Origin of the sequence: Okeania hirsuta (assembly GCF_003838195.1) — a bacterium.
Classification (GTDB): domain Bacteria; phylum Cyanobacteriota; class Cyanobacteriia; order Cyanobacteriales; family Microcoleaceae; genus Okeania; species Okeania hirsuta.
This window is the reverse complement of sequence record NZ_RCBY01000017.1, coordinates 24311-47000: the sequence shown is the minus strand read 5'-3', so window position 1 is coordinate 47000 and position 22690 is coordinate 24311. Positions and strand designations below refer to the sequence as shown.

General features: G+C 33.3%; 22 protein-coding genes and 1 pseudogene. 14 read left to right on the top strand and 9 right to left on the bottom strand.

Annotation, left to right across the window (positions count from 1 at the left end; genetic code table 11):
• Positions 1-733 precede the first annotated feature (733 nt).
• From D5R40_RS05100 to D5R40_RS05085, 4 genes are all read right to left on the bottom strand, one after another.
• Entirely contained in the window at positions 734-2206 is a 1473-nt protein-coding gene (locus D5R40_RS05100) for a glycosyltransferase family 39 protein (protein ID WP_124154311.1), read from the bottom strand.
• Positions 2207-2483: 277 nt separating this feature from the next.
• Positions 2484-3149, bottom strand: a complete 666-nt coding sequence (locus tag D5R40_RS05095) for an HAS-barrel domain-containing protein (protein ID WP_124154310.1) — start codon at positions 3147-3149, stop codon at positions 2484-2486.
• A gap of 872 nt (positions 3150-4021) precedes the next feature.
• The gene (locus D5R40_RS05090) at positions 4022-4216 is read right to left on the bottom strand and encodes an NAD(P)H dehydrogenase subunit NdhS (RefSeq protein ID WP_124145727.1); all 195 of its coding nucleotides are present in this window, start codon (positions 4214-4216) and stop codon (positions 4022-4024) included.
• Positions 4217-4304: 88 nt separating this feature from the next.
• Positions 4305-5375 carry an Mrp/NBP35 family ATP-binding protein gene (locus tag D5R40_RS05085; protein WP_124154309.1) on the bottom strand — a complete coding sequence of 357 codons (1071 nt, stop codon included), beginning with the start codon at positions 5373-5375 and terminating at the stop codon, positions 4305-4307.
• 503 nt (positions 5376-5878) lie between these two features.
• Between D5R40_RS05085 and hemF the strand changes: the two genes are divergently transcribed.
• Positions 5879-6913 (top strand): oxygen-dependent coproporphyrinogen oxidase, encoded by a 1035-nt coding sequence (hemF, locus tag D5R40_RS05080; protein ID WP_124154308.1) that lies wholly within the window; start codon positions 5879-5881, stop codon positions 6911-6913.
• A gap of 68 nt (positions 6914-6981) precedes the next feature.
• Positions 6982-7356, top strand: a complete 375-nt coding sequence (locus D5R40_RS05075) for an STAS domain-containing protein (RefSeq protein WP_124145730.1) — start codon at positions 6982-6984, stop codon at positions 7354-7356.
• 633 nt (positions 7357-7989) lie between these two features.
• Here D5R40_RS05075 and D5R40_RS05070 read toward each other — a convergent pair.
• The gene (locus tag D5R40_RS05070) at positions 7990-8628 is read right to left on the bottom strand and encodes a chromophore lyase CpcT/CpeT (RefSeq protein ID WP_124154307.1); all 639 of its coding nucleotides are present in this window, start codon (positions 8626-8628) and stop codon (positions 7990-7992) included.
• Positions 8629-9785: 1157 nt separating this feature from the next.
• On the opposite strand from D5R40_RS05070, the gene psb29 reads away from it, so the two are divergent.
• The gene (gene psb29, locus D5R40_RS05065; protein ID WP_124145732.1) at positions 9786-10508 is read left to right on the top strand and encodes a photosystem II biogenesis protein Psp29; all 723 of its coding nucleotides are present in this window, start codon (positions 9786-9788) and stop codon (positions 10506-10508) included.
• Between the two features lie 396 nt (positions 10509-10904).
• On the opposite strand, the gene D5R40_RS05060 is transcribed toward psb29, so the two are convergent.
• Together D5R40_RS05060 and D5R40_RS05055 are read right to left on the bottom strand one after the other, a co-directional pair.
• Positions 10905-11426, bottom strand: a complete 522-nt coding sequence (locus D5R40_RS05060; RefSeq protein ID WP_124145733.1) for a late competence development ComFB family protein — start codon at positions 11424-11426, stop codon at positions 10905-10907.
• Between the two features lie 190 nt (positions 11427-11616).
• Complete coding sequence (locus D5R40_RS05055) at positions 11617-12492, bottom strand: M23 family metallopeptidase (protein ID WP_124145734.1); 876 nt, start codon at positions 12490-12492, stop codon at positions 11617-11619.
• 257 nt (positions 12493-12749) lie between these two features.
• Here D5R40_RS05055 and D5R40_RS05050 point away from each other — a divergent pair, with 257 nt between their 5' ends.
• A complete protein-coding gene (locus D5R40_RS05050; protein WP_240039022.1) occupies positions 12750-13022 on the top strand; it encodes a cation:proton antiporter regulatory subunit in 273 nt (90 codons plus the stop codon).
• A gap of 550 nt (positions 13023-13572) precedes the next feature.
• Here D5R40_RS05050 and D5R40_RS05045 read toward each other — a convergent pair.
• The gene (locus tag D5R40_RS05045; RefSeq protein ID WP_124145736.1) at positions 13573-13785 is read right to left on the bottom strand and encodes an Hfq-related RNA-binding protein; all 213 of its coding nucleotides are present in this window, start codon (positions 13783-13785) and stop codon (positions 13573-13575) included.
• Positions 13786-13861: 76 nt separating this feature from the next.
• Between D5R40_RS05045 and dapF the strand changes: the two genes are divergently transcribed.
• From dapF to D5R40_RS37430, 7 genes are all read left to right on the top strand, one after another.
• Positions 13862-14716 (top strand): diaminopimelate epimerase, encoded by an 855-nt coding sequence (gene dapF, locus D5R40_RS05040; protein WP_124145737.1) that lies wholly within the window; start codon positions 13862-13864, stop codon positions 14714-14716.
• A gap of 440 nt (positions 14717-15156) precedes the next feature.
• Positions 15157-16302: a hypothetical protein gene (locus tag D5R40_RS05035; RefSeq protein ID WP_124145738.1), complete on the top strand. Its 1146-nt coding sequence runs from the start codon at positions 15157-15159 to the stop codon at positions 16300-16302.
• Between the two features lie 328 nt (positions 16303-16630).
• The gene (locus D5R40_RS40800) at positions 16631-16759 is read left to right on the top strand and encodes a hypothetical protein (protein WP_275670397.1); all 129 of its coding nucleotides are present in this window, start codon (positions 16631-16633) and stop codon (positions 16757-16759) included.
• Between the two features lie 212 nt (positions 16760-16971).
• The gene (locus D5R40_RS05030; protein ID WP_124145739.1) at positions 16972-17328 is read left to right on the top strand and encodes a hypothetical protein; all 357 of its coding nucleotides are present in this window, start codon (positions 16972-16974) and stop codon (positions 17326-17328) included.
• A 330-nt stretch (positions 17329-17658) separates the two neighbouring features.
• Entirely contained in the window at positions 17659-18102 is a 444-nt protein-coding gene (locus tag D5R40_RS37440; protein WP_205127419.1) for a hypothetical protein, read from the top strand.
• Positions 18103-18204: 102 nt separating this feature from the next.
• A complete protein-coding gene (locus tag D5R40_RS37435; RefSeq protein WP_205127420.1) occupies positions 18205-18402 on the top strand; it encodes a hypothetical protein in 198 nt (65 codons plus the stop codon).
• A 7-nt stretch (positions 18403-18409) separates the two neighbouring features.
• Positions 18410-18862, top strand: a complete 453-nt coding sequence (locus D5R40_RS37430) for a phospholipase D-like domain-containing protein (RefSeq protein ID WP_339379431.1) — start codon at positions 18410-18412, stop codon at positions 18860-18862.
• A 545-nt stretch (positions 18863-19407) separates the two neighbouring features.
• On the opposite strand, the gene D5R40_RS05020 is transcribed toward D5R40_RS37430, so the two are convergent.
• Positions 19408-20364 carry a DMT family transporter gene (locus D5R40_RS05020; protein ID WP_124145740.1) on the bottom strand — a complete coding sequence of 319 codons (957 nt, stop codon included), beginning with the start codon at positions 20362-20364 and terminating at the stop codon, positions 19408-19410.
• 857 nt (positions 20365-21221) lie between these two features.
• Between D5R40_RS05020 and D5R40_RS05015 the strand changes: the two genes are divergently transcribed.
• From D5R40_RS05015 to D5R40_RS37420, 3 genes and pseudogenes are all read left to right on the top strand, one after another.
• The gene (locus D5R40_RS05015) at positions 21222-22013 is read left to right on the top strand and encodes an NCS2 family permease (protein WP_124154306.1); all 792 of its coding nucleotides are present in this window, start codon (positions 21222-21224) and stop codon (positions 22011-22013) included.
• Between the two features lie 284 nt (positions 22014-22297).
• Positions 22298-22441: pseudogene (locus tag D5R40_RS42425) on the top strand (transposase family protein); the annotation flags it as partial.
• 57 nt (positions 22442-22498) lie between these two features.
• Positions 22499-22687, top strand: a complete 189-nt coding sequence (locus D5R40_RS37420; RefSeq protein ID WP_205127422.1) for a hypothetical protein — start codon at positions 22499-22501, stop codon at positions 22685-22687.
• Positions 22688-22690 lie beyond the last annotated feature (3 nt).

Here is a 22690-nt window from a genome sequence, read left to right as displayed (position 1 = left end):
GTTATGGAATGGTTAAGTCTTTAGGAGTCAGGAGTCAGAAGTAGAGATAATCACTTTGATGAGCGTAGTTATGACCGAAAAACTTTAGTCTCAAGTCGTAAGCATTCAGTTATTAGCGGTCAGCTATCAGCTTTTTAATAGACATCTCCTCCATGCATAGGGAGTAGGAAGTAGGGAGTAGATTGATAATTGCTTTGCGATAATTGATTTGATTTTTTATTATTGGAGATGTCTAATGAATGAAGCAAGCATTCATTTAATTTCTACTACATTCTCAGCCAGATATTCGTACTCTGAAGCTTTGATAAAATTGCTTTTTTCTCCTTTAAAGGTAATAAAGCTGAATGCTGAATGCTGAATGCTGAATGCTTACTTCAAGTCTCCCTTTTCAAGGGGATAAAAAAAGAGAATATTCTATATTTCAAGCCTCCTTATTGTAGAGGTACTGTTCAACAATTAATAATTAATAATTAATAATTAATAATTACCTCTCTTTGGAAACGGATAGGATTGACTAATCATGAAAATTTTTTCTTGTTTCTCCTTTAAAGGAGAGGCTTTAGACCAGAATTTTTCGGTAACTATTCGGTAACTAATAACTGATAACTGAAATGACAATTGGATATTTTTTTATGTCCAATTCCACCGAATTTGATGTCATATATATCCCTACCAATACTACTAACATTCCAATCTGAAAAAAAATTAATGGTTGCTTGGCAAATTAAAAAGCTTATTTTAAAGACTTTAAAATATAGTGATCGACAGCAGAAATATCATTGCTTTTTGAATAGAATTTGTTTATATATGAGTCAACATCACTAGATGTATATATAAAACCCTTAAATCTACCGATTAAAATTTGTTCAGGGCGATATTTTACAAGTAATTCATATACTTCATCTTGAGTCAGTTGGCCTGTCTTTATGCGCTTAGTAGAGAACACCGCAATTTCTGGAGGAACAAGTAAATCTGCATAAAAACCATAAATTGGAACATCTGTAAATAGCCATTTTGTTGAATCTTTATGCTCTATTAGACGATTTATAACTGCAAATTGTGGTTCATAGTTTTTTTGAAGACTAGGAATATCTTTTGAAACTTTAGGTTTTAATGTTAATAATGCAAATATCATTAAAATCAATGAAATACTTGCCCAAAAATAATTTCCTAATCTAAATTCTCGTTGCTGAAAAAGGTCAAAGAATGGAACAGATGCATAAGCGGCCAACCAAGCCATAGGAATAGCAATGAGACAATAATGATGTGGCCATACTGGTCTATGATTTAAAAGAAGCAATGTTCCTGTTCCTAGCCATGCAACTGGAAATATACCTTCCCATCTATGCCTCACAAAAACTACTAATATACCGAAAATAGCTAAAGAAAATAGATCGTAATCTTTATTGATGATGACTTTACTTAGCTTTTCAAAACCATTTTTCATGGTAAATGCAGCTTGAATTTCTTCTCCAAAATGAGTACCAAAAAGCTGTTCATAGCTTAACTCATTAAATAATAATGAAACAATCAAGAAAATAACAACTAAACTTATTATCCAAAGTAGTAAAGGGTACATCAATTTACTTCTTGGCTTCTGATTTGATTCAACATTAATTTTATTGACATCAAATAGAACAAGTAAAATAATTGGGATTAAAAAAACTGTAAAAAATTTAATTTTTAAAGACAATGCAAAAAGAACACCGGAAATAATCAATAAATATTTTTGCTGACTCTTTTTGTAAATAAATAAAAAGTAGATAGAAATTACGGCTAAAGATAATGAAGGAATTCCGATCATAACAGCACTACTAAATCTGATAAACCCTGATGAAGCAGCCAATGATATTGCTCCAATAAGAGCGGGGAACATTCCTAAAGAAATACGAATAGTTTCAAAGAAAAACCATATTAGTAATGCTGAAAAAGTTACAGTCAAAAGGCGTGCTGAAAAAACAGATTTTCCAACTATACTAAACCATAATGAAAGCAGGGCTGGGAAAAAGAAAGGCTGATCGCTCCAAATTTCTGTCTGCGGTGAGTAGCCTTGCATATAAAGTGAAGCCCTCATTAATTGAAGTCCTTCATCAAAATTGAGTTGAAATTCCTCCTTTAAGGGAACAATCATAGGAACTATTATAATTGCTAATACTAGATACAGTAGAAACAAAGATATGTAAAATACTTTTCGTTTAATCATCATTTTTGAGTTATAAATTTGATTCGTCAACTTAGCTCAAACCCTGATTTAACCTCGCCTTTAATTAAGTTAGAATTCCCCTAAATATAACTGCTTGAATAATTAATAATTATTAATTATTCATTTTTCCAAGCTCCTATCATAGGGAAAAAATATTTTCTTCCAATGGCGTTAATCCTCTCCCTTTTAATAAGAGGGAATTGTTAATTTTTAATTGCTGAAAAAAACCTTATCTTGCCAATCATCCAGCCTCTTAATTATTTACTGGATAAATCAGCTATTAAGGATGTATTTGCCCTAATATTATTTTTAAGCGGTCATAATCATCTCTCAACAAAACACTCATATTTCTACCTGCCTGAACTAACCAATTACGGTCGGCTTTTCTCAGTTGATAAATTTCTCTAATAGTAGCAGCTACTAAAGCATCAACAGGAGCATTAAATAACTGTAATAAAGTCCGCAAAAAATCTAATTTTTCACTAAACCTAACTATTTCTTCTGGTTCACATAAATAAACTGCTTGATGAATTTGAGGTGGACGGGGTGGAAGATATTGGTAAATTCTGCCATTTTCTGCTGTAGAACCATTTAATTCTTCTTGAGACTTAAAACCTACTATTGCTACCCTAAATTCTGTCTTCAACATAGCAAAAATTTGTGGTTGTTGTTCCCGTAACTGAGCTAAAGACATCCCTAAAGCTCTTGCTCTATGTACTGAATCAATAGGCAAGGTAGTTGCATAATAAACCACTCCATAAATCTGATTTCCTGATTGTTCATCCTCCGATTTTACCCAAGTACCAAAAGCAGGCATCATCGGAAAATCTAGCTCATCTGGTTCTAAACATTGAGCCAAAAATTCTGTTGTTGCTGTTTCTATTACTTCAGCTATGTAATTGTTCTGACGATTTGTATTAGCAAACTGGGGTAAAGGAAGACGCATAAGTATATAAGAAGGTGGTAGGTTGTAGGTGGTAACTTGTAGGTTTTAGGTGGTAGATGATTAATATTTCACCCAAAAACTCATACCATTCTTGATGTTTTTCTACAATTAATAATTACCTCTCCTTAAAATTTCTAGAATTGGAAAACAGGATTTTTTTCTTGATTTCCACAGGAAATAAAAGACTTAAAACCTGAATTATTAAGTAATGAAAAACAACTTAGTATTTACTAACTAAATTATTTGGCGTTGCTGAGTGGTAATGATTTTGAGATTAACTTTGGGCGCAAAACATCAGTTTTTCAATTTTACCTTCAGCTAATAGACATCTCCAAGAATCAAAAATCAATATCTATATCCCAAAGAAATTATCAATTCTTTCCCCTCTAGGGAGGGGGAGGGGCGAGGGGTGGGTTCCCTACAGCAAAGCTGCCTACTTCCTACTCCCTATGGGTGGAGTAGATGTCTAATTCTCATTACATTTAAGCTAACACCAATTATTTTTTCTTGCCACCTGCCGTTGCATCTACTACAGCGGTTTTCATTTCGGTCACTGTAGTGACATTCCATGGAACTTCCCTACAGGATTTTGATTGTGGCGATGTAATTCATCAATATGAAAAGTGCTGTAACTCTAATTATGAGAGTCTAAATGTTACTAACTTATCCCAAAGTATTGAAGAAGGTTGTAGGTGGTAAATAATTAAGATTTCATCCAAAATATCATACCATTCTTGATGTTTTTCTACAATTAATAATTACCTCTCCTTCAAGTTATATAATTTGTTTTGCTCTTGATTTATTCTTGCAAATAAAAGACTTTCAACCTAAATTGTTCAGTAATGAAAAAAATCTATTATTTACTAGCTAAATTATTTTTTCTTGCGACCTGCCGTAGCATCTACTAACTCTAATTCTGAGAGTCTAAATGTTACTAACTTATCCCAATTTCCACCTTCAAATAATACAGCAGCTTTACCGTCACTTACTCGTTGAACTTGTCCTTGAAATCCATAATAAGTATCACTAATATTTTTAACTTTAACTGCTACACCAGGTAAAATCATTGTTTTCTACTCCTATCAAAAATTTTCTTAATTTTAGGAAAATAAAAGCTTTTCTATTGTAATATTTTTGGCATCTATAAATCTTATTTTATGCCAAAGCTACAACAGAAACTCTACCAGCAATTTTTTGAGCGATCGCTTTCAACTCTTGAGCAGAACTAGAGTTGGGAGCGCCAACTACAATAGGTACTCCAGCATCTCCACCTTCTCTAACAGGCATTTCCAAAGGAACACCTCCAAGTAGTGGTACACCTAGTTCCTCTGCTGTTCTTTTACCACCACCAGAACCAAAAATGTCATACTTTTTCTCTGGCATATCTGGAGGGACAAAATAACTCATATTTTCAACTATTCCTAATACAGAAACCCCCAACTGCTGAAACATTTTTAGACCTTTGCGAGAGTCTAATAATGCCACTGTTTGAGGTGTTGTCACAATTACCACTCCAGACATAGGGACAGCTTGAGCTAATGTTAATTGAGCATCCCCAGTACCAGGAGGCAAGTCTACCAATAAATAATCTAAATCACCCCATTGCACTTGGTACAAAAATTGTCGGATAATTCCATTCAACATTGGACCACGCCAAATTACAGGTTGATCTTTATCAATTAAAAAAGCCATAGAAACCAACTTTACTCCATGATTAAAAGCTGGTTCCAGGACTTCTCCAGACTGTCCTGCTTGTACCATAACTTTAGCATCTGCTAGACCTAACATCGTTGGGTCGTTAGGGCCATAAATATCAGCATCAATCAAACCCACTTTAGCGCCCATTTGAGCTAATGCCACAGCTACATTCACTGCTACTGTGCTTTTACCCACTCCACCTTTACCACTAGAAACAGCAATAATATTTTTCACTCCATCAATACCTTGGCGGTCAGGTATAGTTTTCTGCTGAGGAGTCTCTGCTGTGACATCTACTATAACTTCCTTAACACCGGGAAGTTGCTTGACAGCTTTTTGACAGTCTTCGACAATAAATTCTCGTAATGGACAAGCTGGAGTTGTCAATACTAAGGTGAACTTAACTTGTCCATCTATAACTTTAATATTGCGAATCATATTTAGTTCTACCAAACTCTTTTGCAGTTCTGGGTCTTGCACTGGCCGTAAAACATCTAAAATAGATTGAGTATCAGGTATGGTTGACATATAATATCCTTCAAAAATTAAATTTTTCTTAAATTATATCTGCTATTTGCAAGATAATGTTAAATATTTTCTTCACTTAATTACTAATAATTAAATTAATTATTAATTTGATATTTTAATAAAAGTAATGAATCTTAACCTAAGAATTAATGTAATTTAGGTCGTCTAGAGAAATGATTGCCAATGAGATAAAAAATTAAATTTAGTAATTAGTAAAAGAATCAATAATAACTAGCTACAAAATCTTTTTTAAGCCATCAAGAATTTATCGTCTGCCGTATCATAATCATATAGTTTAGATGTAAATCAATAGGCAAGAGTAATTAAATAATTAAGAATTATAGTTGAGTATTTGACATCTTCTGATGACAAGATAGGTTGATTTACTCAAAAAAAACTGGAAAAAACAGGAAAATTTTACTAGACGATCGATAGCATGGTAGGATAAAAAGTCTGGAAAGATACATATAATTTTTAGCCAATTTGAAACACATATTGTACCTATGACAGCTTCCACTGAAACTCAAAAAACAACACCTCTATCTCTATCACTGGGTAGTACCCAAGGTCGAGTCAGTAAATTTATGCAGGATATACAAGATGAAATTTGTCAAGGACTGGAGCAACTAGATGGAATAGGCAAATTTAAAGAAGACCGTTGGGAACGCCCAGGTGGTGGTGGAGGAAGGTCTCGTGTAATTAGAGACGGTGCGGTTTTTGAACAGGGAGGAGTTAACTTTTCAGAAGTGTGGGGAGATAAACTACCACCAAGCATACTAGCACAAAGACCAGAAGCCGAAGGTCATGGTTTTTATGCGACCGGCACTTCAATGGTACTGCACCCTGAAAATCCTTATGTACCAACAGTGCATCTTAATTATCGCTATTTTGAAGCAGGACCTGTATGGTGGTTTGGTGGAGGTATAGATTTAACACCTTACTATCCCTATGCAGAAGACGCAAATCACTTTCATCAAACTATTAAAGCAGCCTGTGACAAAAGCCATAAAGAGTATTATCCTGTATTTAAAAGATGGTGTGACGAGTATTTTTACTTAAAGCATCGTCAAGAAATGCGAGGTGTAGGGGGTATCTTCTTTGATTATCAAGATGGTCAAGGGGAATTATACAAAGGGCCAGATAGTCAAGGACCAGCAGCAATCTATAGTCAGCAGTTAGGAGTTCCTGAATCTCGTAATTGGGAATCCTTATTTACATTTGTACAAAATTGTGGTAGATCATTCTTGCCAGCATATAAAACAATAGTAGAGCGACGGCAACCCATGGAATATGGCGATCGGGAACGCAACTTTCAGCTATACCGACGTGGCCGTTATGTTGAATTTAATCTAGTGTATGACAGAGGTACAATTTTTGGTTTGCAAACCAATGGTCGTACAGAGTCAATCTTGATGTCTTTGCCACCTTTGGTTCGTTGGGAATATGGCTACAGTCCAGAACCCAATACACCAGAAGCTGAACTATATGAAGTATTTTTAAAGCCTCATGATTGGGCTAACTGGAAACCAAATCATTAATTTATCTGAGTTAAACTACAGTTATATGGGCAAACACCATAGTTTATATCATCCCGAGGGAAGGGTCAGTGATTCATATTGAGCAAAAAACCCACACAACTCAGGACGGCACAACAGTAATCGTCCTAGCACCAACTGGACGCTTGGATATCACAACAGCTTGGCAGTTTCGCCTCAAGTTGCAGGAATGTATATCCAAACTAAGTCGTCATGTAGTGGTCAATTTAGGTCAGGTTAATTTTATTGATAGTTCTGGACTTACATCTCTGGTAGCAGGGATGCGAGATGCTGACAAAGTTAAGGGTAGTTTCCGAATTTGTAGTGTTCATCCAGAAGCTAAACTGGTATTTGAAGTAACTATGATGGATTCTGTGTTTGAGATTTTTGAAACAGAACAAGAAGCTCTTGATTATCGTGATGTCCGTGAAGGGAATAGAGCTTAAACAGTGTTGAGTTTAAGCAGAACTTAATCAATTTTATATCTAAACAAACTGTCCAGCAGAGTACTTCTTTAATAAATTCAAATTAGATTGAAATGGGATTACCAAGACCAGTCACAATACAGTAAAAGTATATAGCTGACAAGATGATTGTCAATTAGTCATCATAAATTGTCATTATTTTAGTAAGGGTATGTTGGGTTTTTCAGTCCTATTTACCATTATTATTTAGAACTATTGGTGAATTTTCCTTGGATTAAAGGCTGACAATTTTGTTTAACAAAAAGTTTTATGGTAAATCCACTGAATCTTCTAGAATTGGTGTCAGTAAAAGTTATCATAGTTTTTGTAGAAACTGACTTTTTGTTGATGACTAAATGCAGACATTAATTTGTTCTAGCTTGGCATCAGTTCAAAATCCCCAATCAGAATTTTAATTGCACTTATTTAGAATGTATTATTTTTGCCTTATGGTCTACCTTACTTGCAATTAATGCAAATTCAGTGGGTATGGATTTGTTATTTGGTTAAATATATATTTAAGTTGAACTCAGAGTTAAGCTTAATAATCTGAATGGCTGCCAATCATTAAAAACTGGTGGCCTTTTTTGAGAAATTAGAATATTACTGCACTACTTATAACATCAGTTCTGAACTAAAGCTACGACTTTTCATAAATTTATATTGCCCCAATAAAGCCCCCCAAGTACCTTTACCTGTTTGCGGATCTATACCTTTGTCATAACTAAGAAACTCTTGAGCGTTAACTTCAAAACCTAGTTCAACTTGGTAATATTGACTTTGATAGGTAAAGCCACAAACTGCATCAGGAGGTAGAATACCTTGAAAATATTCATTATCTTGGCCATGGTTGTGATTGATCACTTCTAGAGTGCAACCAGGTAAAAACTTCATTTGGCTAGGTTTAAGCTGTTTAAGAATTTCTGGGTTTTTCCCCGACCCGAGAATAGAAGGCACATCTTTTGGTAAATAGTACTGAATTTGTAAGGATGTGGAACTATCTGAGGATGTGGGACTATCTGATAATTGTCGAAGTTGCATAACTCTAGGTCGATATGGTTGGTCTAATTTGAGAATATTTGCTTGCTCGGCAAATAAAGCAATGCTAGGTTCTGGAAACAGAGTAATAGGGACAGGTCTGTGCCATAGTCGAAGCTGAACATACCATGCGGGGTCTGCGATCGCCTGGGTAGAATTATCAAATTCGCCAGCAAGATATCTAGCTAAAGATATTAACTCTGGAGAAAAGTTCATATTGATTTTTAATTTTGATTAAAATAATTATACAGATTACCTCAAGTATTAATTTAAATAGCTTCTAGCTATGTAGTGGTTAGCATTTTGTGAAACATAAAATGAACAGTAAGTAAAAACTATCTACTGAAATTGCTATGGAGGCTTGGTAAAATAGACTCTAAGTTGCAATTGTTTTAGAGTATTCCGTAATCTTGAAGGCTGAAGGCTATTTTCAACTTTAAAATCAAAGAAAATTAATTATAGTTTTATGTTTAATCCTTACTTGTGCTATTTTTAACTAAATTATCATAATTTAAAGGTTGGAAGCGACAACTTTTAAAGCATTGACTGTAGCAAAGTTGTAAAATATATGTAGTCTATATATACACAATATGCTACAAGCAAATTTGTGATGGAAAACAATTACCTTGTTTATACCAGGTTGTGTCACCACAATTCCTAATAGGACTAATAGGAAAGACAAGGTAGTTGGCCTAATATTTGTGTAGTAGTTTTCGAGAAGATTAAAATAATTAGTACTTGGCCCTTAAGTTGATAGAATATTCAACTGTGCCATACAGTCACGATCAATTAAACCAGTAAGAACTAAGTTAACTATTTTAATTTTATTTTTTACCGAAAAATTTGGTTTAAAGCCTCCTACTTTCAGGGCGAATTTGTGTTATTCTATAAAAAGTGGAAAGTATCTAACCACTCTAAAAGCCTAGCTACTTAAATCAGTAGCTGACTTAACCTTGAAAACTAGATTTATGGAGTTTTGTACAGTAATGCTTGTACATGGAAAAGCTCTAAGCAACAAGTACCAGAAAACCAAAGTTTTTTTTAAGGTTTGAACTGTACCGTAGGGCATAAGTCCACAGGGTATTGAAATAGAGCAAACCCTTGGGAAGAGAACTATCTCTGGATTAGGTATCTCAAGGTATCTGATTTAAGTGAACTCATTGTTGACGTAGCCTTGCGTCAGCAAGCCAAGAATTGTGGTCTCAGGAGAATCTTCGCGCCTGACCGCCGGAGAATATGTCAAATTTTAGTTATTACTGTAGGTATTTCATAAAGTCAAACCCACCCTGCTTTTCCAGTACTATGTGCTTTCAAGCTGGCCTAGTAGGAAATCAACATCTGACAGGGATGGGATTATAGAATTAGAACACTAGGTGAATAATATTCGTACTGTCTCAGATACTAAGAAAGCTTTTTATAATTCTCACACCCGTCCAATTAACTCCATATACAATCGAGTTGTTGAAGAGCTGTTAGTGGAAATGCACCTGATTTCCGTCAATGCTGATTATAGCTATAATCCATTTTATGCTTTGGGTATAGTTACAGCTTTTGACCGTTTTATGGAGGGATACTCTCCTGAACAGGACAAAATTTCTATTTTTAATGCTCTGATTCAAGCACAAGAAGAGGACTCAGATAAATACCGTGCAGATGCTAAAGGATTAGAAGATTTAGCGAGCCAAATGTCTGGACAGGATATGATATCGTGGATTTGCTTATCAGCAGATAGAGATGATGCTCAACATTTGCAAGATAATTTAAGAGCTATTTCAGATGGTTATAAATTTAAGTATAATCGCTTATTTGCTATAGGTTTATTCACTTTACTAGAAATAGCAGATACAGAGTTAGTTAAGGAACAACCGCAGCGTACAGAAGCGATCAAGAAAATTTCCCAGGCTTTAAACTTGCCAGAAGAAAAATTATTAAAAGATATCGAAATGTATCGTAGCAATTTAGAGAGAATAATTCAAGCTCGTAATGCTATGGAAGATTCTCTGATGGCAGCGAGGAAAAAAAGAGATAAACGTCGTAGCTTAGAAGAAGGAAATATACCTACTTCTCCTAGTAATACTTCAAAAAATAGTAATTAATAATAAATACCTAAAGATTGAATTATTGAATATTTAGTATTTTGACTGTATTTTCATTTTCTAAGATACTATGTACTGATATACAAAACATTCTCCTTGCTATTATTTCAATTTTATTTGTTGAGTAGAAGATGTTTTCAAACATCTCTACTCTAATTATTTCATAGGTGGTATTTCTAAAATTTAGTCCACTTTGTTCATAAACAAAATAAATAATGATATAGAATTGTCAATTTTTGATGTAAAAAAAACTACATATTTACCTAGCAAATAATAATTTAGAATACTTCATAATTACTAATATAAATATTTTTTTTGTTTATATAATTTTTTTATTCTTAGAACAAACAAGCCTAATGTACCTATCTAGTCAGGATAATTTAATTATAAATCAGATTATTGTTCATAATGTGGAGCATAAGATTTAAGTAATTCACTAAGTTGTGAACCAACATCAGGATAACTACCAAAAGGTGTAGAATTAATTGGTTGTCTATCTATATTTTGAGCAATAGCTTCATTTATCTGCTGAGAAATTAGATTTTGAAGTTCATCTTTAGCTTTAGACCTTTGAAACTGAGCGCCCTCCTCTGTAGTAGCATATAAAGGAGGAAGTCTATTTAAAGCATAAGCTGCAATATCTCCCACATCAAGGGTTTTTTCGCTAGTGGCCTCAATCTCTGTCACTCGTGCGATAGCCTCAGACAGCACTAGTTCTTCCATAACATTAATAAATTGTTTACGAGGTAAAACAACAACTTCTCCTGTTAATAAAGCTCCCATTAAACGATCAAGAGCCATATATTCCTCAATTGATAATTCAGAAGCCGTGTTACAAATTAATCCTACCTCTGCTTCCATAGAAGGTGTTAAATAACCATCTTGTAAAGCTTGTTCAACAATTTTTTCTATGCTCATAAGTTTTATTCTAAGTTTACTGAAAATAATTTTTAAATAAGGTTTCTACATATTTATCAGATTAAAATTATAAGTTAATCAAAGTCAAGATCAACTATCATCTTACTTTTCAGAGAAAAACTTAAAAATCACATATAAGTAAGTCGGTGGAAAAAAATTTCTGAGTCTTGATGTGTTAATTAGAAAAGTTTTATTCAATACCTTCGTATCGCCAAGGAACAGGATCGACAGCTTGACCAGATACATATAGTCCCCAATGTAGATGAGGACCTGTAGATGCCCCCGTAGATCCTACAGCACCAATTAACTGGCCAGCTTTGACAAAATCACCTTCTTTAACATTGATACGACTCAAATGAATAAAAATGCTCGTTACCCCTTGACCATGATCGATACCAACAGTATTACCATGAATTTCAAAACCCTGAGATTCTAATCCCACTAGAGCGACACGACCAGCAGCAGGAGCTACTACGGGAGAGCCATTATAATCTGCATAATCTACCCCACGATGATAATAGTTCTCAGCAAACTCTCCATTATAATACCGTCGCACCCCATAAATTGTACTTACAGGACCTTGGTTAGGTCGAATAAATGGACCATTCCAAAATTTCTCTGGAGTGACAAGTTTTTTAAATGCTCCCACTCTGTCAAATTCTAAGTCTGTTCCTTTGAGAGAATCTTTGCCAGGAGGCAACCAAATAGATTGAGTGGGAAAGGAGCGACTTTGCAGATTTACATTTACATTCTGCACACCTGCTTCAGTGTTAATTTGAAGCTGTCGTGTACCTGGTCGGTCTAAAGGAGTAGTTGGTAATAATGCCCTCAATTTATTTTGTCCAATTGAGAAAAAAGGATAGGTTTTTCCATCCATACTAACTGTAGGAGTTGCTCCTCTAATTGATTCCGGAATTACAACTGATAAAGTATCTCCAAGTTGTGGGTTAGTAGGAGTTATTTGTACAGTTTGGCTGAATCCAGGGCTAGCTATTACCAGTATTGTTGTAACTATAGCTAAAATTAAGCTAGGGATAAACTGTTTAATTTTGATAGACCAAAACATTAGTTTTTTTAGTTAAAATTTTTGCGATTAATTAAAGACTAAATTATTATATTTGCAGGTTCAAATTAAAAATATCCTATCATCTCAGGAGAAATCTATTTAAAGAAGGTTTTAGGTCGTAGGTTTTAGGTATTATACCCATTTAAAAAAAGAATGTTACGAATAATTGGGGGTGATAAAAAGATGTTACAAGATCCCAAGGAGAAGAAATTGACTATCCAGGAGGTCAGGCAATATTAGATATTGGTGATCGACTTTTGTTAGTAGGGGAACCTTCAGAATTAGAGAGTTTTGATAAGTTGGCAAAAGGAGAAATTGCTGTGCCAAAAGAAAGTACCTCTTGTCAATGGTTAATCTTAGGTGAGTCTAGTCCTTATACGGGCAAAAAAATATCTCAAGCAAATTTACGTCGTCAGTATGGGGTAGAAATTCAAGCAATTCGACGAGAAGGGAAATTTATCCGATGGCCTCAAGGAAATACGAAGTTACAAGTGGGCGATCGGTTGTTGATCTGTGGTGGTTTCCATTAACTAAGTCAAGTAAGGCAAATGAAAATTCCGCAGACTCAGGGATATCCTAAAAAACAAAAGTTAACTACAGTAGTGAATGAAACTACAGAAATTTAGCAATAGACATCTGGTGAAAAAGAATCGACTTTTTGCAAAAGTAGGCAATAGAATAGGCAACAGGGAAGAAAATTTATGAAAAAATACACAAAAAATAATCTATAAGTGTAATTTCTACTCCTATGTCTAATAGTTATAGTCGAATCAAAGTTTAGAACATTCCTCAATATTCAAACTAGCGTTAGAGATGACTTATAACTTCTGATTTGCGGGTAGTGCTATATTTGTCTTATGTGACTTTGCCACAAATTTTGTAGTTACATCATTATTCTGGAATTTTCTATTAGACATCTCAAATAATAAAAAATAAAATTAATTATCGTAGATAAATAATTGATTTGATGATTTATCTATGCTCCCTACTCCCTACTGCCTACTCCCTCTTTTCTGGAATTGTCTATTTCTGATTAAATTAAAATAATAAGGTAGAAAAACTTCGATGAAAAAATTAGGATTAGTTTTTTGGTTTGAGATAAACAATAGCTTGTCGCCAAATTATAATTGGTAAATCATACTGGTCTAAGAGGCAAATACAATTTGGGTCTTGCCAGAAAACTTTTCCTACATGGAGGTCGTTAGTAATTAGTTTTAGCTCTACTTCTTTCTTCTCTGTGATATAAGTTTGAATCTGGCGAACACTGGGTAAACTGGTATCAAAATCAGACATAATAATTATTCAATATATTTCCCACGTAATCTTTTCATTTAAAAGTAAATTTCAACTTAATTACTGGAGCATCATCATGACAGTATCATTCACCAAGTATCATGGCCTGGGCAACGATTTTATTTTGATAGATAATCGCCACCTCCCGCAACCTATAGTAACACCAGAACAGGCGATAAAATTGTGCGATCGCAATTTTGGTATTGGTGCAAATGGTGTGATTTTTGCTCTGCCTAGACAAGAGCAAGCAGATTATACCATGCGGATATTTAACTCTGATGGTTCAGAGTCAGAAATGTGCGGTAATGGGATTAGATGTTTAGCTAAATTTATTGCTGAAATAGATAATGATAATAAAACTAAATATAAAATTTATACTGGTGCAGGTCTGCTCGGAATCGAATTACAACCTGATGGCCAAGTAAAAGTTGATATGGGACAGCCAAAACTATTGGCATCGGAAATACCCACAACTCTAGGTAATGCTGATGAGAAAATTGTTAATCAAACTTTAGAAGTGGCAGGAAAGTCTTGGTCTGTTACCTGTGTAAATATGGGGAACCCACACTGTGTAACTTTTGTAGAGAATGTTGCTGATATAGCTCTAGAAATAGTAGGTCCTCAATTTGAGCATCACTCCGTATTTCCAGAACGCACTAATACAGAATTTATTCAAGTTATTAGCCCAAATTATGTGAAAATGCGAGTATGGGAAAGAGGTGCGGGTGCAACATTAGCTTGTGGTACGGGTGCTTGTGCATCAGTAGTGGCAGGGGTTTTAACTCAAAGAAGCGAGAACAAAGTTACAGTTGAACTACCTGGAGGTTGTTTGGAGATTGAATGGTCAACCACAGACCAAAAAGTTTATATGACTGGACCAGCAGAAAAAGTATTTACAGGAGTGATAAATGAATCAATAATGAATTTATAGAAATGTAGAGATTAGCAATTGTTTAAAATTAATTTTTTGAAAATTTCAAAATTAGTTTTAAATATCAAAGTTTACATTTTCAAGACAGTTATTAACAAAAATTAATTAAGTAGTATAGCAGAAGGCATAAGGCATAAGGAAAAATCTGACTTTGTCTGAGTTTTCAGCTTTTGATATGTTCTTACCTTTCCTTCGACTGCTATAAAAAAAATTAGCTGTACTATTTTCAATACTTAGAATAACTTTTATAGCAGTACGCGCTGGTATATTTACAAATTGCAGGAACTACCCAATAGCTAAAAGTCTGATAAAATAGGTTTTTTATTCCCCCAAATGAGCTGTTGCCTGTTGCCTGTTGCCTGCGCAAAGCGCTATAGATAAAAATTAAAAGTTATATTGCTTTTGACTGGGAATTTTGACTTAAAAATAGAGGTATATTCATGGGCGGAGGTATTTACCTAATTCGTGACAACGATCAACTTGTGGAAATGACAGAACAAGCTTATGAGTCTGAAGATCAACTACAAGAATTTATAGAAACTTATCCTAACCTAATTGCAGGAGATGATATAGACAGAGCTACTCCCAGAAGATGGTTATTAATATCACGGGAAATAGCAATATCAACAGAGGAAGATATCACACAACAATGGGCATTATCTCATTTATTTCTTGACCAAGAAGCAATTCCGACGTTAGTAATAGTTAAAGGTGCTTACGAAGAAGAAATTCGCCAACAAGTAGTAGGTCAAATGATTGATTATGCTGCTAATGTAGGAGTTTATTGGCCTCTGGAATCAATTATTGCTCAGTTTGAAGTCAACTGTCGGGAACATGGTCGCGATCCAGAACAAGTATTTGAAAAATTTCTGGGTCTAGATGCTGACGAAGAAAAGTTTTGGCAAAAAGTGAAAACGAATTTACAAGCAAATAAAATTCGTTTAGTATTTGTGGCAGATAATATTCCGGCAGAATTACGAAGAGTAGTAGAATTTCTGAACGAGCAGATAGATCCAGTAGAAGTTTTAGCATTAGAAATTAAACAGTATGTTAGTCAAGAAGGTTTAAGAACTTTAGTTCCAAGAGTAATTGGTCAAACGACTGAAGCACAACTGAAAAAATCAAGCACAACCCGTGAAAGAAGAAGGTGGGACGAAGTATCTTTCTTTCAAGAATTTCAAACTAGATGGGGTGCTGATGAGGCAGCAATACTCAGAAAAATTCATGAATGGGCAAAAAAACAAGAACCCATAACCTCAATTCAATGGGGGACAGGAGATGTTTATGGTGGTTTTACTACAATAGTTAATCAACCTGGAAAAAAGAGTCTAGAGTTATTTAGTATTGATATTTCAGGTCATCTAGAAATTTACTCGAATAAATATAGTGGTCAACCTCCATTTAATCACAACACTAAATGGTTGGAATTAAGAGCTAAACTTAGTTCGATCGGTCTAGCTCTACCAGAAAATTTAGAAGAATTTAGAGCGCCTAGTCTACGTTTATCCACATTACAAGATGATGCAGCATTACGGCAAGTAATAGAAACTTTTCATTGGATTATTGAAGAATTTAATCAAGGTTAAATTGTTAACAATTAATAATTAATAATTAATAATTACCTCTTCTTTAATATAAGGATTGTTTAAAAGGAAATTTTTTTATTTTTTTATACCTGTAGGACGACAGGCCGTAGTCCAGCCAAGGAGATGCTTTAAACCTTAATTTAACGGTAATTTAAAGGTTATTTAGATTAGGATGATAGGGTGGCGATCGCTTCAAAGATATTTAGAAATAATGGTAAATAGAGATGAATAATTTCTAGCAAGGGAGCAAGATGTTTCTATCAGGAAACATAACTAAAATAATAAAAATTCCCTATAATTAAAATGCAGCACCACCTAGAAATTTGTTTTGTTATTAGGTGTTAAAGAAAAGTCAATAATTTCAATTTGGATAGATGGAGAGTCAAAATTATTAGAAAGTATTCTGGGTGATAATCAAGAAAATTATCATAATTTCATAAATTTACAGAAGTTATAGCGCTGTGCGCAGGCAACAGGCAACAGGCAACAGCTCATCTGGGGGAATAAATTGCTGATAATATAAGACTTTTAGCTATTTTGCCCCTCCTGCAATTTGTAAATATACCAGCGCTCATTGCTATAAATAAGGAGTGGAATGAAAAATTGGTTAGGATAGTTTATGGGTAACTTTACTCAATTAAACCTCTATCCCCAGCGAGTCAACATTACTTGCGTAATGTAGGAAATATACCTTTTGAATGTATTCTTTTCTTTGCAGAAGGACAAGCTCTCACAGAAGATAAATTGCTAACTATTACGTTACAAAATATTGTTGGTGGGACACCGCTCGGGGTTCTTGGTCCGATTCTCGTTACTGATGAAACAAATGATCCTCAAGTGTATTATACAGCGCAAAGAGTTTCAGAAGCTCCTGAGCAAACCTATAGTTCAGTAAATCAAGGTCCTGAGATTGTCCAGGTTGTTGAAGCTTGTAGTGGAGTCGAACCTGATGTATCCAATCCTGGTTGTCCCAATAAACAGGAACAAATTTTTCCTTTATCCATTTACTCCACACTAAAACCCTAGAAGAAAAAAGCTTAGGCAGATAAGCAAGCAACTATTACTGGTATCGTTGATTTAACAAGAAGAGAATTGAGTATATAGCGTTTCTCAGACCTACGAGGGAGTAGCAGCTATTAAATTTAAGCGATCGCACTGAACATGGGATGTTTTTGGTATACCTCACAAGTTTGAGAAACACTATATTAATTGAAGATTAGGGTCAGAATTAACTTTTTTTGCAGTCTATATTAACTAATGTAGGAAAAATAAATGTTAAGGGATTTAGTTAGCAAACCCCTACAGTAAATTTATGTTTGATTTTATCTACCTATTTGTTTTTCGAGTTTTCTTGGTATGAAAAGTTCTCAAATAGAAAAGGTATTATCAGAATTAATTTCCCGAGATTTAGTCAAAAAAGAAGAAAACTTAAAGTTAACAGCAGCAGGTTTGAATGTTTTAGCACAACAAACAATTTTAGCTCCTATTTCTGAAACTCAGACTTTTTATCTAGACACTCTAAATGGAAAATTAACCAACTCCTTTTCTCTGAAAATTTTTGACAGTAAAATTCATAAAAATAGTGCGATAAATAAAATTATCAAAAAACCAAGGAAAGGTCATATAGAGGATTTAGTTGATTACTACCCAGATATTGAAAAACTTTTACAAAATTCCGATCCCAATAATCCTAATCCCATAGAATTAGTACAAGTTAATAACATAGAAAAAATATATCCTCAATACCATGAAGTTTTGCTAGTTTTGTATAAAAGTAATCCTAGCGATCGCGAAATTTAATATGAGATTTTTTCTAGAGGTTTTATTCAACCAGAATATCGGAAGACTATAGAACAATTGTATGCTGAAGGGAAAAAAATACTTGAGCCAATTTTTCAATAAATGGAAGAAGAGAAACCACCTCAAGATTCGGTCAACAAAGTTATTCCTAATATTCAAGATGATGATATTCAAACTGTAGAAAAGTTAACTACAAAAATTGACTCTATTGATTACCCTGATAATTTTGTAGAAACTAAAAATAATTCAGTCAAACAAGAAAAAAAAGCTTCAGAAAGAACTCAAGTAAGTTCAAAATAAAACTAGAATTTCAGAGGTAGTTCATACTTATCAAATTCGTGAATATTTAGTTAAAGCTTTAACAGAAGCAAAAAATAGATTAATGATAGTTTCACCTTCGATTAAAGTAAATGTAGTAGACAAAGAATTTTTATCAAATTTAGAAGCTACCCTCAGACGAAAAGTAAAAGTTTATATAATCTATGGAATTAAAGGTTCAAATTCTCAAAATGATGATAAGTCTATTAAACAATTAGAGAATTTAAAGGCAAATCACAAAAATCTCCTATTTGACAAAACTGAAAATAGTCATCGTAAACAAATTATTTGTGATGATAAATTTGCCATAGTAACCAGCTTTAACTTTTTATCATTTAGAGCAGACCCCAATTTAACATATAGAGATGAACTAGGAGTCATTATTAGAGATAAACAAACTATTGAAGATTTATTTAACAGTGGGATTAATTTAATTATTTAAAATCACAAATTTATTGATTTACAGGGGATTTCCAGATAGGGTTTGGTAGAGCTATCATAGGCAAGATGTCTGTGCTACAAAGGTTTTATAATTAATATTTGTACTTCATATACTTGGAATATGCTGTAGCAATCTTAAATAGGTTGTAACATTTTGTTCTAGGGGTTTGGTTACCAAATCCCATTTTAGCTTGGGTTTGGAGACCAAACCCCTACAGTTTTTCTCACAAATCTTGCACGGATTAGTATGTATGTACTATAAATCTCCACAAACACCAAATAAATCAACTTTTTCTTCAACCTTTGTAGGGACGTTCCATTGAACATCCCTACGTTATTTTTCACCAGATATCTGTTAACTATCTATTAGCTTTTCCTTATGGAATACTCCGCAAACAGCATTTAGCTATCAGCTAAAAATCCAGGAGTTTAGGTCTCTCACCCCACTAATTTTTCAAATATAGTGGTGCGTGTTAATAGGAGTTTTAATCCTTTACTATAAACCTTGAGAAGCTGATAGCTAATAGCTGAACGCTGACCGCTATTTCAATTACTAGCTTTCTGAATTGAAGGACTTGATTGAGCTAAATATAATCCTAATAAAACTATAGAAAATCCTATCCAACTAATTATAGTAAGTTGTTCCGAGAATAATCCCCAAGCAATTAAAGCAGTAATTACAGGTTCCAATAAAAAGCATAAAGCAACAAAACCAGAGGAAAAAGTTTTGAGACTATAAGTAACAAACCCATGACCTAAAACTTGGGCAATTACTGCTAAACCAATAATTGATAACCATCCTTCCCAAGAAAAAGGTAAAATATGATCTTCCGTGAATAAAGCAATAGGAAGAGTAAATAAACTACCACTTATACAAGTCCATAATAAGATAGTTGTTGCAGAAAATTTGGAGCGAAGTTTTTCAATTAATAAGTAGTAAGCACCAAATAAAATTGCAGATGCAAATGCTGCTAAGTCGCCAGTAAAATGTTCTAAATCTACTTGTATATCATCTGCTCCAATGGTAATTGCTCCGACTATAGTTATTGCCATTCCTATTAAAAATCTACGGTCAAAACGAAGACTTAAAAATATCCATCCTCCCAGAGCAGTAAAGATGGGAATCATATTATGAAGTATAGTTGAGTTCGCTACATTAGTTTGAGTTAAAGACCATGCCCAAAGAAGTAAACTAGGAGCAAAAGTAAAACCACCAGCTAATAACCAAGTCCAATCACTAAATGTATAAGTTGAATATTGTTCATTTTTATTAGTTGATGATTTATTTTTTTGAGCTTGGAAATTACTCCAAAAATACAATACAAAACCAGAGATAATAAAACGATCTAATACTGTGCTAGCAGGTCCTAATTCTCGTTCGCTTAATCGAATAAAAATTGCGGCTAAGGATACAGCTAATAATCCTATTAATAATGCTATTAAAGAGAAAGTTGTAGATTTTTTTGCTGAATTTTGGGGTAGTAATTCCAGTTGACTTGTCATGTTAAATTTACCTTTAAATTTTGTATAAGCCAGAAAAAAAACTTACATATTAGTCCTATTTTGTAGAAACACTAAAAAGGTTTTAGTTCTTTAGTCATTTTAAATGTTTAGCTATGAAAATCAAATAGGACTTAAGAATCTGTGATGCACCCTATAACTATAAGTTTAAAATTCCTTTGCTCTGCAACGCTGATGTGTTAGATAGAAATTACAGAAAAATCTTATTTTGCATAAGCCTTCTTAAAACAACCTATAATTCAATATTTTTTTGATATATGAATTTTAAAAAACAATTTTTATGGCAAGGAATGTGAAAAAAATCAAAAAAAATTACTGATTTATCAAAATAATTTGGTCTAAAACCCTGCCTTTTAAGGCGAATTTTTTTTAGAAGGTTGATCACAATCCCCCTTACAAAAATAACTTCTGGACTTTACCAATCTGATAGCTCCCATATCTGACTTCTGACTTCGTTAACGAAGGCTTACTAATGCCTAGAATCTATCGACAAAAAATTGCTGCAACAATTCTAAATAAATTAGAAATATATAAATAATTATACAGCATGGTTTTAACAAAATCAATTTTTTTTATGATGAAGGATAAAATTTGAAAAAGTAATGATAATGAAGCGAATATTTATGTATTTTTGCAAAAATCAATCAAAAATTGCTAAATATTGCTAAATATAGTGTATGTATAATACTTTTTGCAAAAGACTGAAACAGTTATCTATTAAAGTATTCTCAGTTAATAGAAACGGTATTTAGAATTGTAGAAAAAAACTTTTTTTACTTGACAAAAGATACAAATAAAGATACTTTCTCTAGCCAAATTCTCAATTGTTAGGTAGCAACATGACTCCAGAAAATGGCCAGTTAAATAAATTAGTAATTATTGCTAAATTTTTTCAATTTAACCAGCTCAAAACTAACTTTCGCACAGAGAGTGTAGCAGGAATAACTACCTTTGTGACAATGGCATATATTTTAGTAGTAAATCCTGACATATTATCTAAAGCAATTTTTTTGCAGAGCTCCGGCGATTTATTTGGAGAATTAGTAATTGCTACAGCAATATCAGCAGCATTAGCTACTCTAATTATGGGAATATACGGTAATTATCCATTTGCCTTAGCACCAGGCATGGGGTTAAACGCTTATTTTGCTTTTTCAGTAGTGTTGAAGTTAGGAATTTCTTGGCAAATTGCCTTGGCTGCTGTGTTGATAGAAGGCTTAATTTTTATTTGTTTAACTATTAGTAAAATTCGCAATCAAATAGTTAATGCTATTCCTGAATGTATTAAACAAGCTACAACAGTTGGTATTGGCTTATTTATTGCTTATATAGCTCTAATAAACACCAAAATTATTGTCTATGATGAAACTACAACTACAACTTTAGGGAATCTAAATCAACCAGAAACATTAGTAGCCATCGCTGGAATTATTATTACTTCTGGATTCATAGCTCGCAGGATTACTGGATCATTATTATGGGGAATTTTAGCAACTGCATTACTAAGTTGGATATTAGGAATTTCACCTTTACCTCAAGGAATTGCTAGCTTTCCTCAGTTGCCAACACACTTATTTGGTCAAGCATTTATTGGTTTAGAAAGCATAATAAAAATGGCTCTTCTAGAGTAGTTATGACAATTTAAGAATAAAAAAATTACATTTTCCTTAGTAATTTTAAAGTCAAGTATACTCAAACCCTTGCTAAATATTGACTAATGACAGATGTTAATGCTATTAAATGTATTGAATTTGAGCAACAAAAATGAAATTTTAATAATATGCCATCTAACTCCCTTCTCTTTTTGATCACTCAAATCATTAAATTTGAAGGCTTTAAAGCAACTAATTATCATTTTATTACTGAAAATGAATTACTGATTGAATGAGAAAATAAAGTCCAAACTACAACTTGTCCTCATTGTCAAAAGACTACAGATAAAATCCATCAATCTCATCGATATAGAGTCAGAGATATTTCCTTGAGTAGCTTTGATGTTTTTCTACTTGTTAATCGCCGTCAATTTAGATGTAAAAACTGTAAAAAAGTTTTTAGTTAGGAATTAAACTTTGTCAAAAAAAGAAGAACTTATAGGAAAAGATTAGCTCAAAAAGTCGTGACAGAACCATGGGAAACGGATGTCATTAATACTGGAAAAAGAAATAGAATGACTCCAGCAGAAATAGAAACCATACTTAAAGAATTAGGAGAGGATTTATTAAAGGAAAAACCTTCAAAGTTAAACAGGTTGGGTATTGATGAAATAACTGATTTAAAAGGAGGGAAGAATTATCCAGCAGTTTGAGTA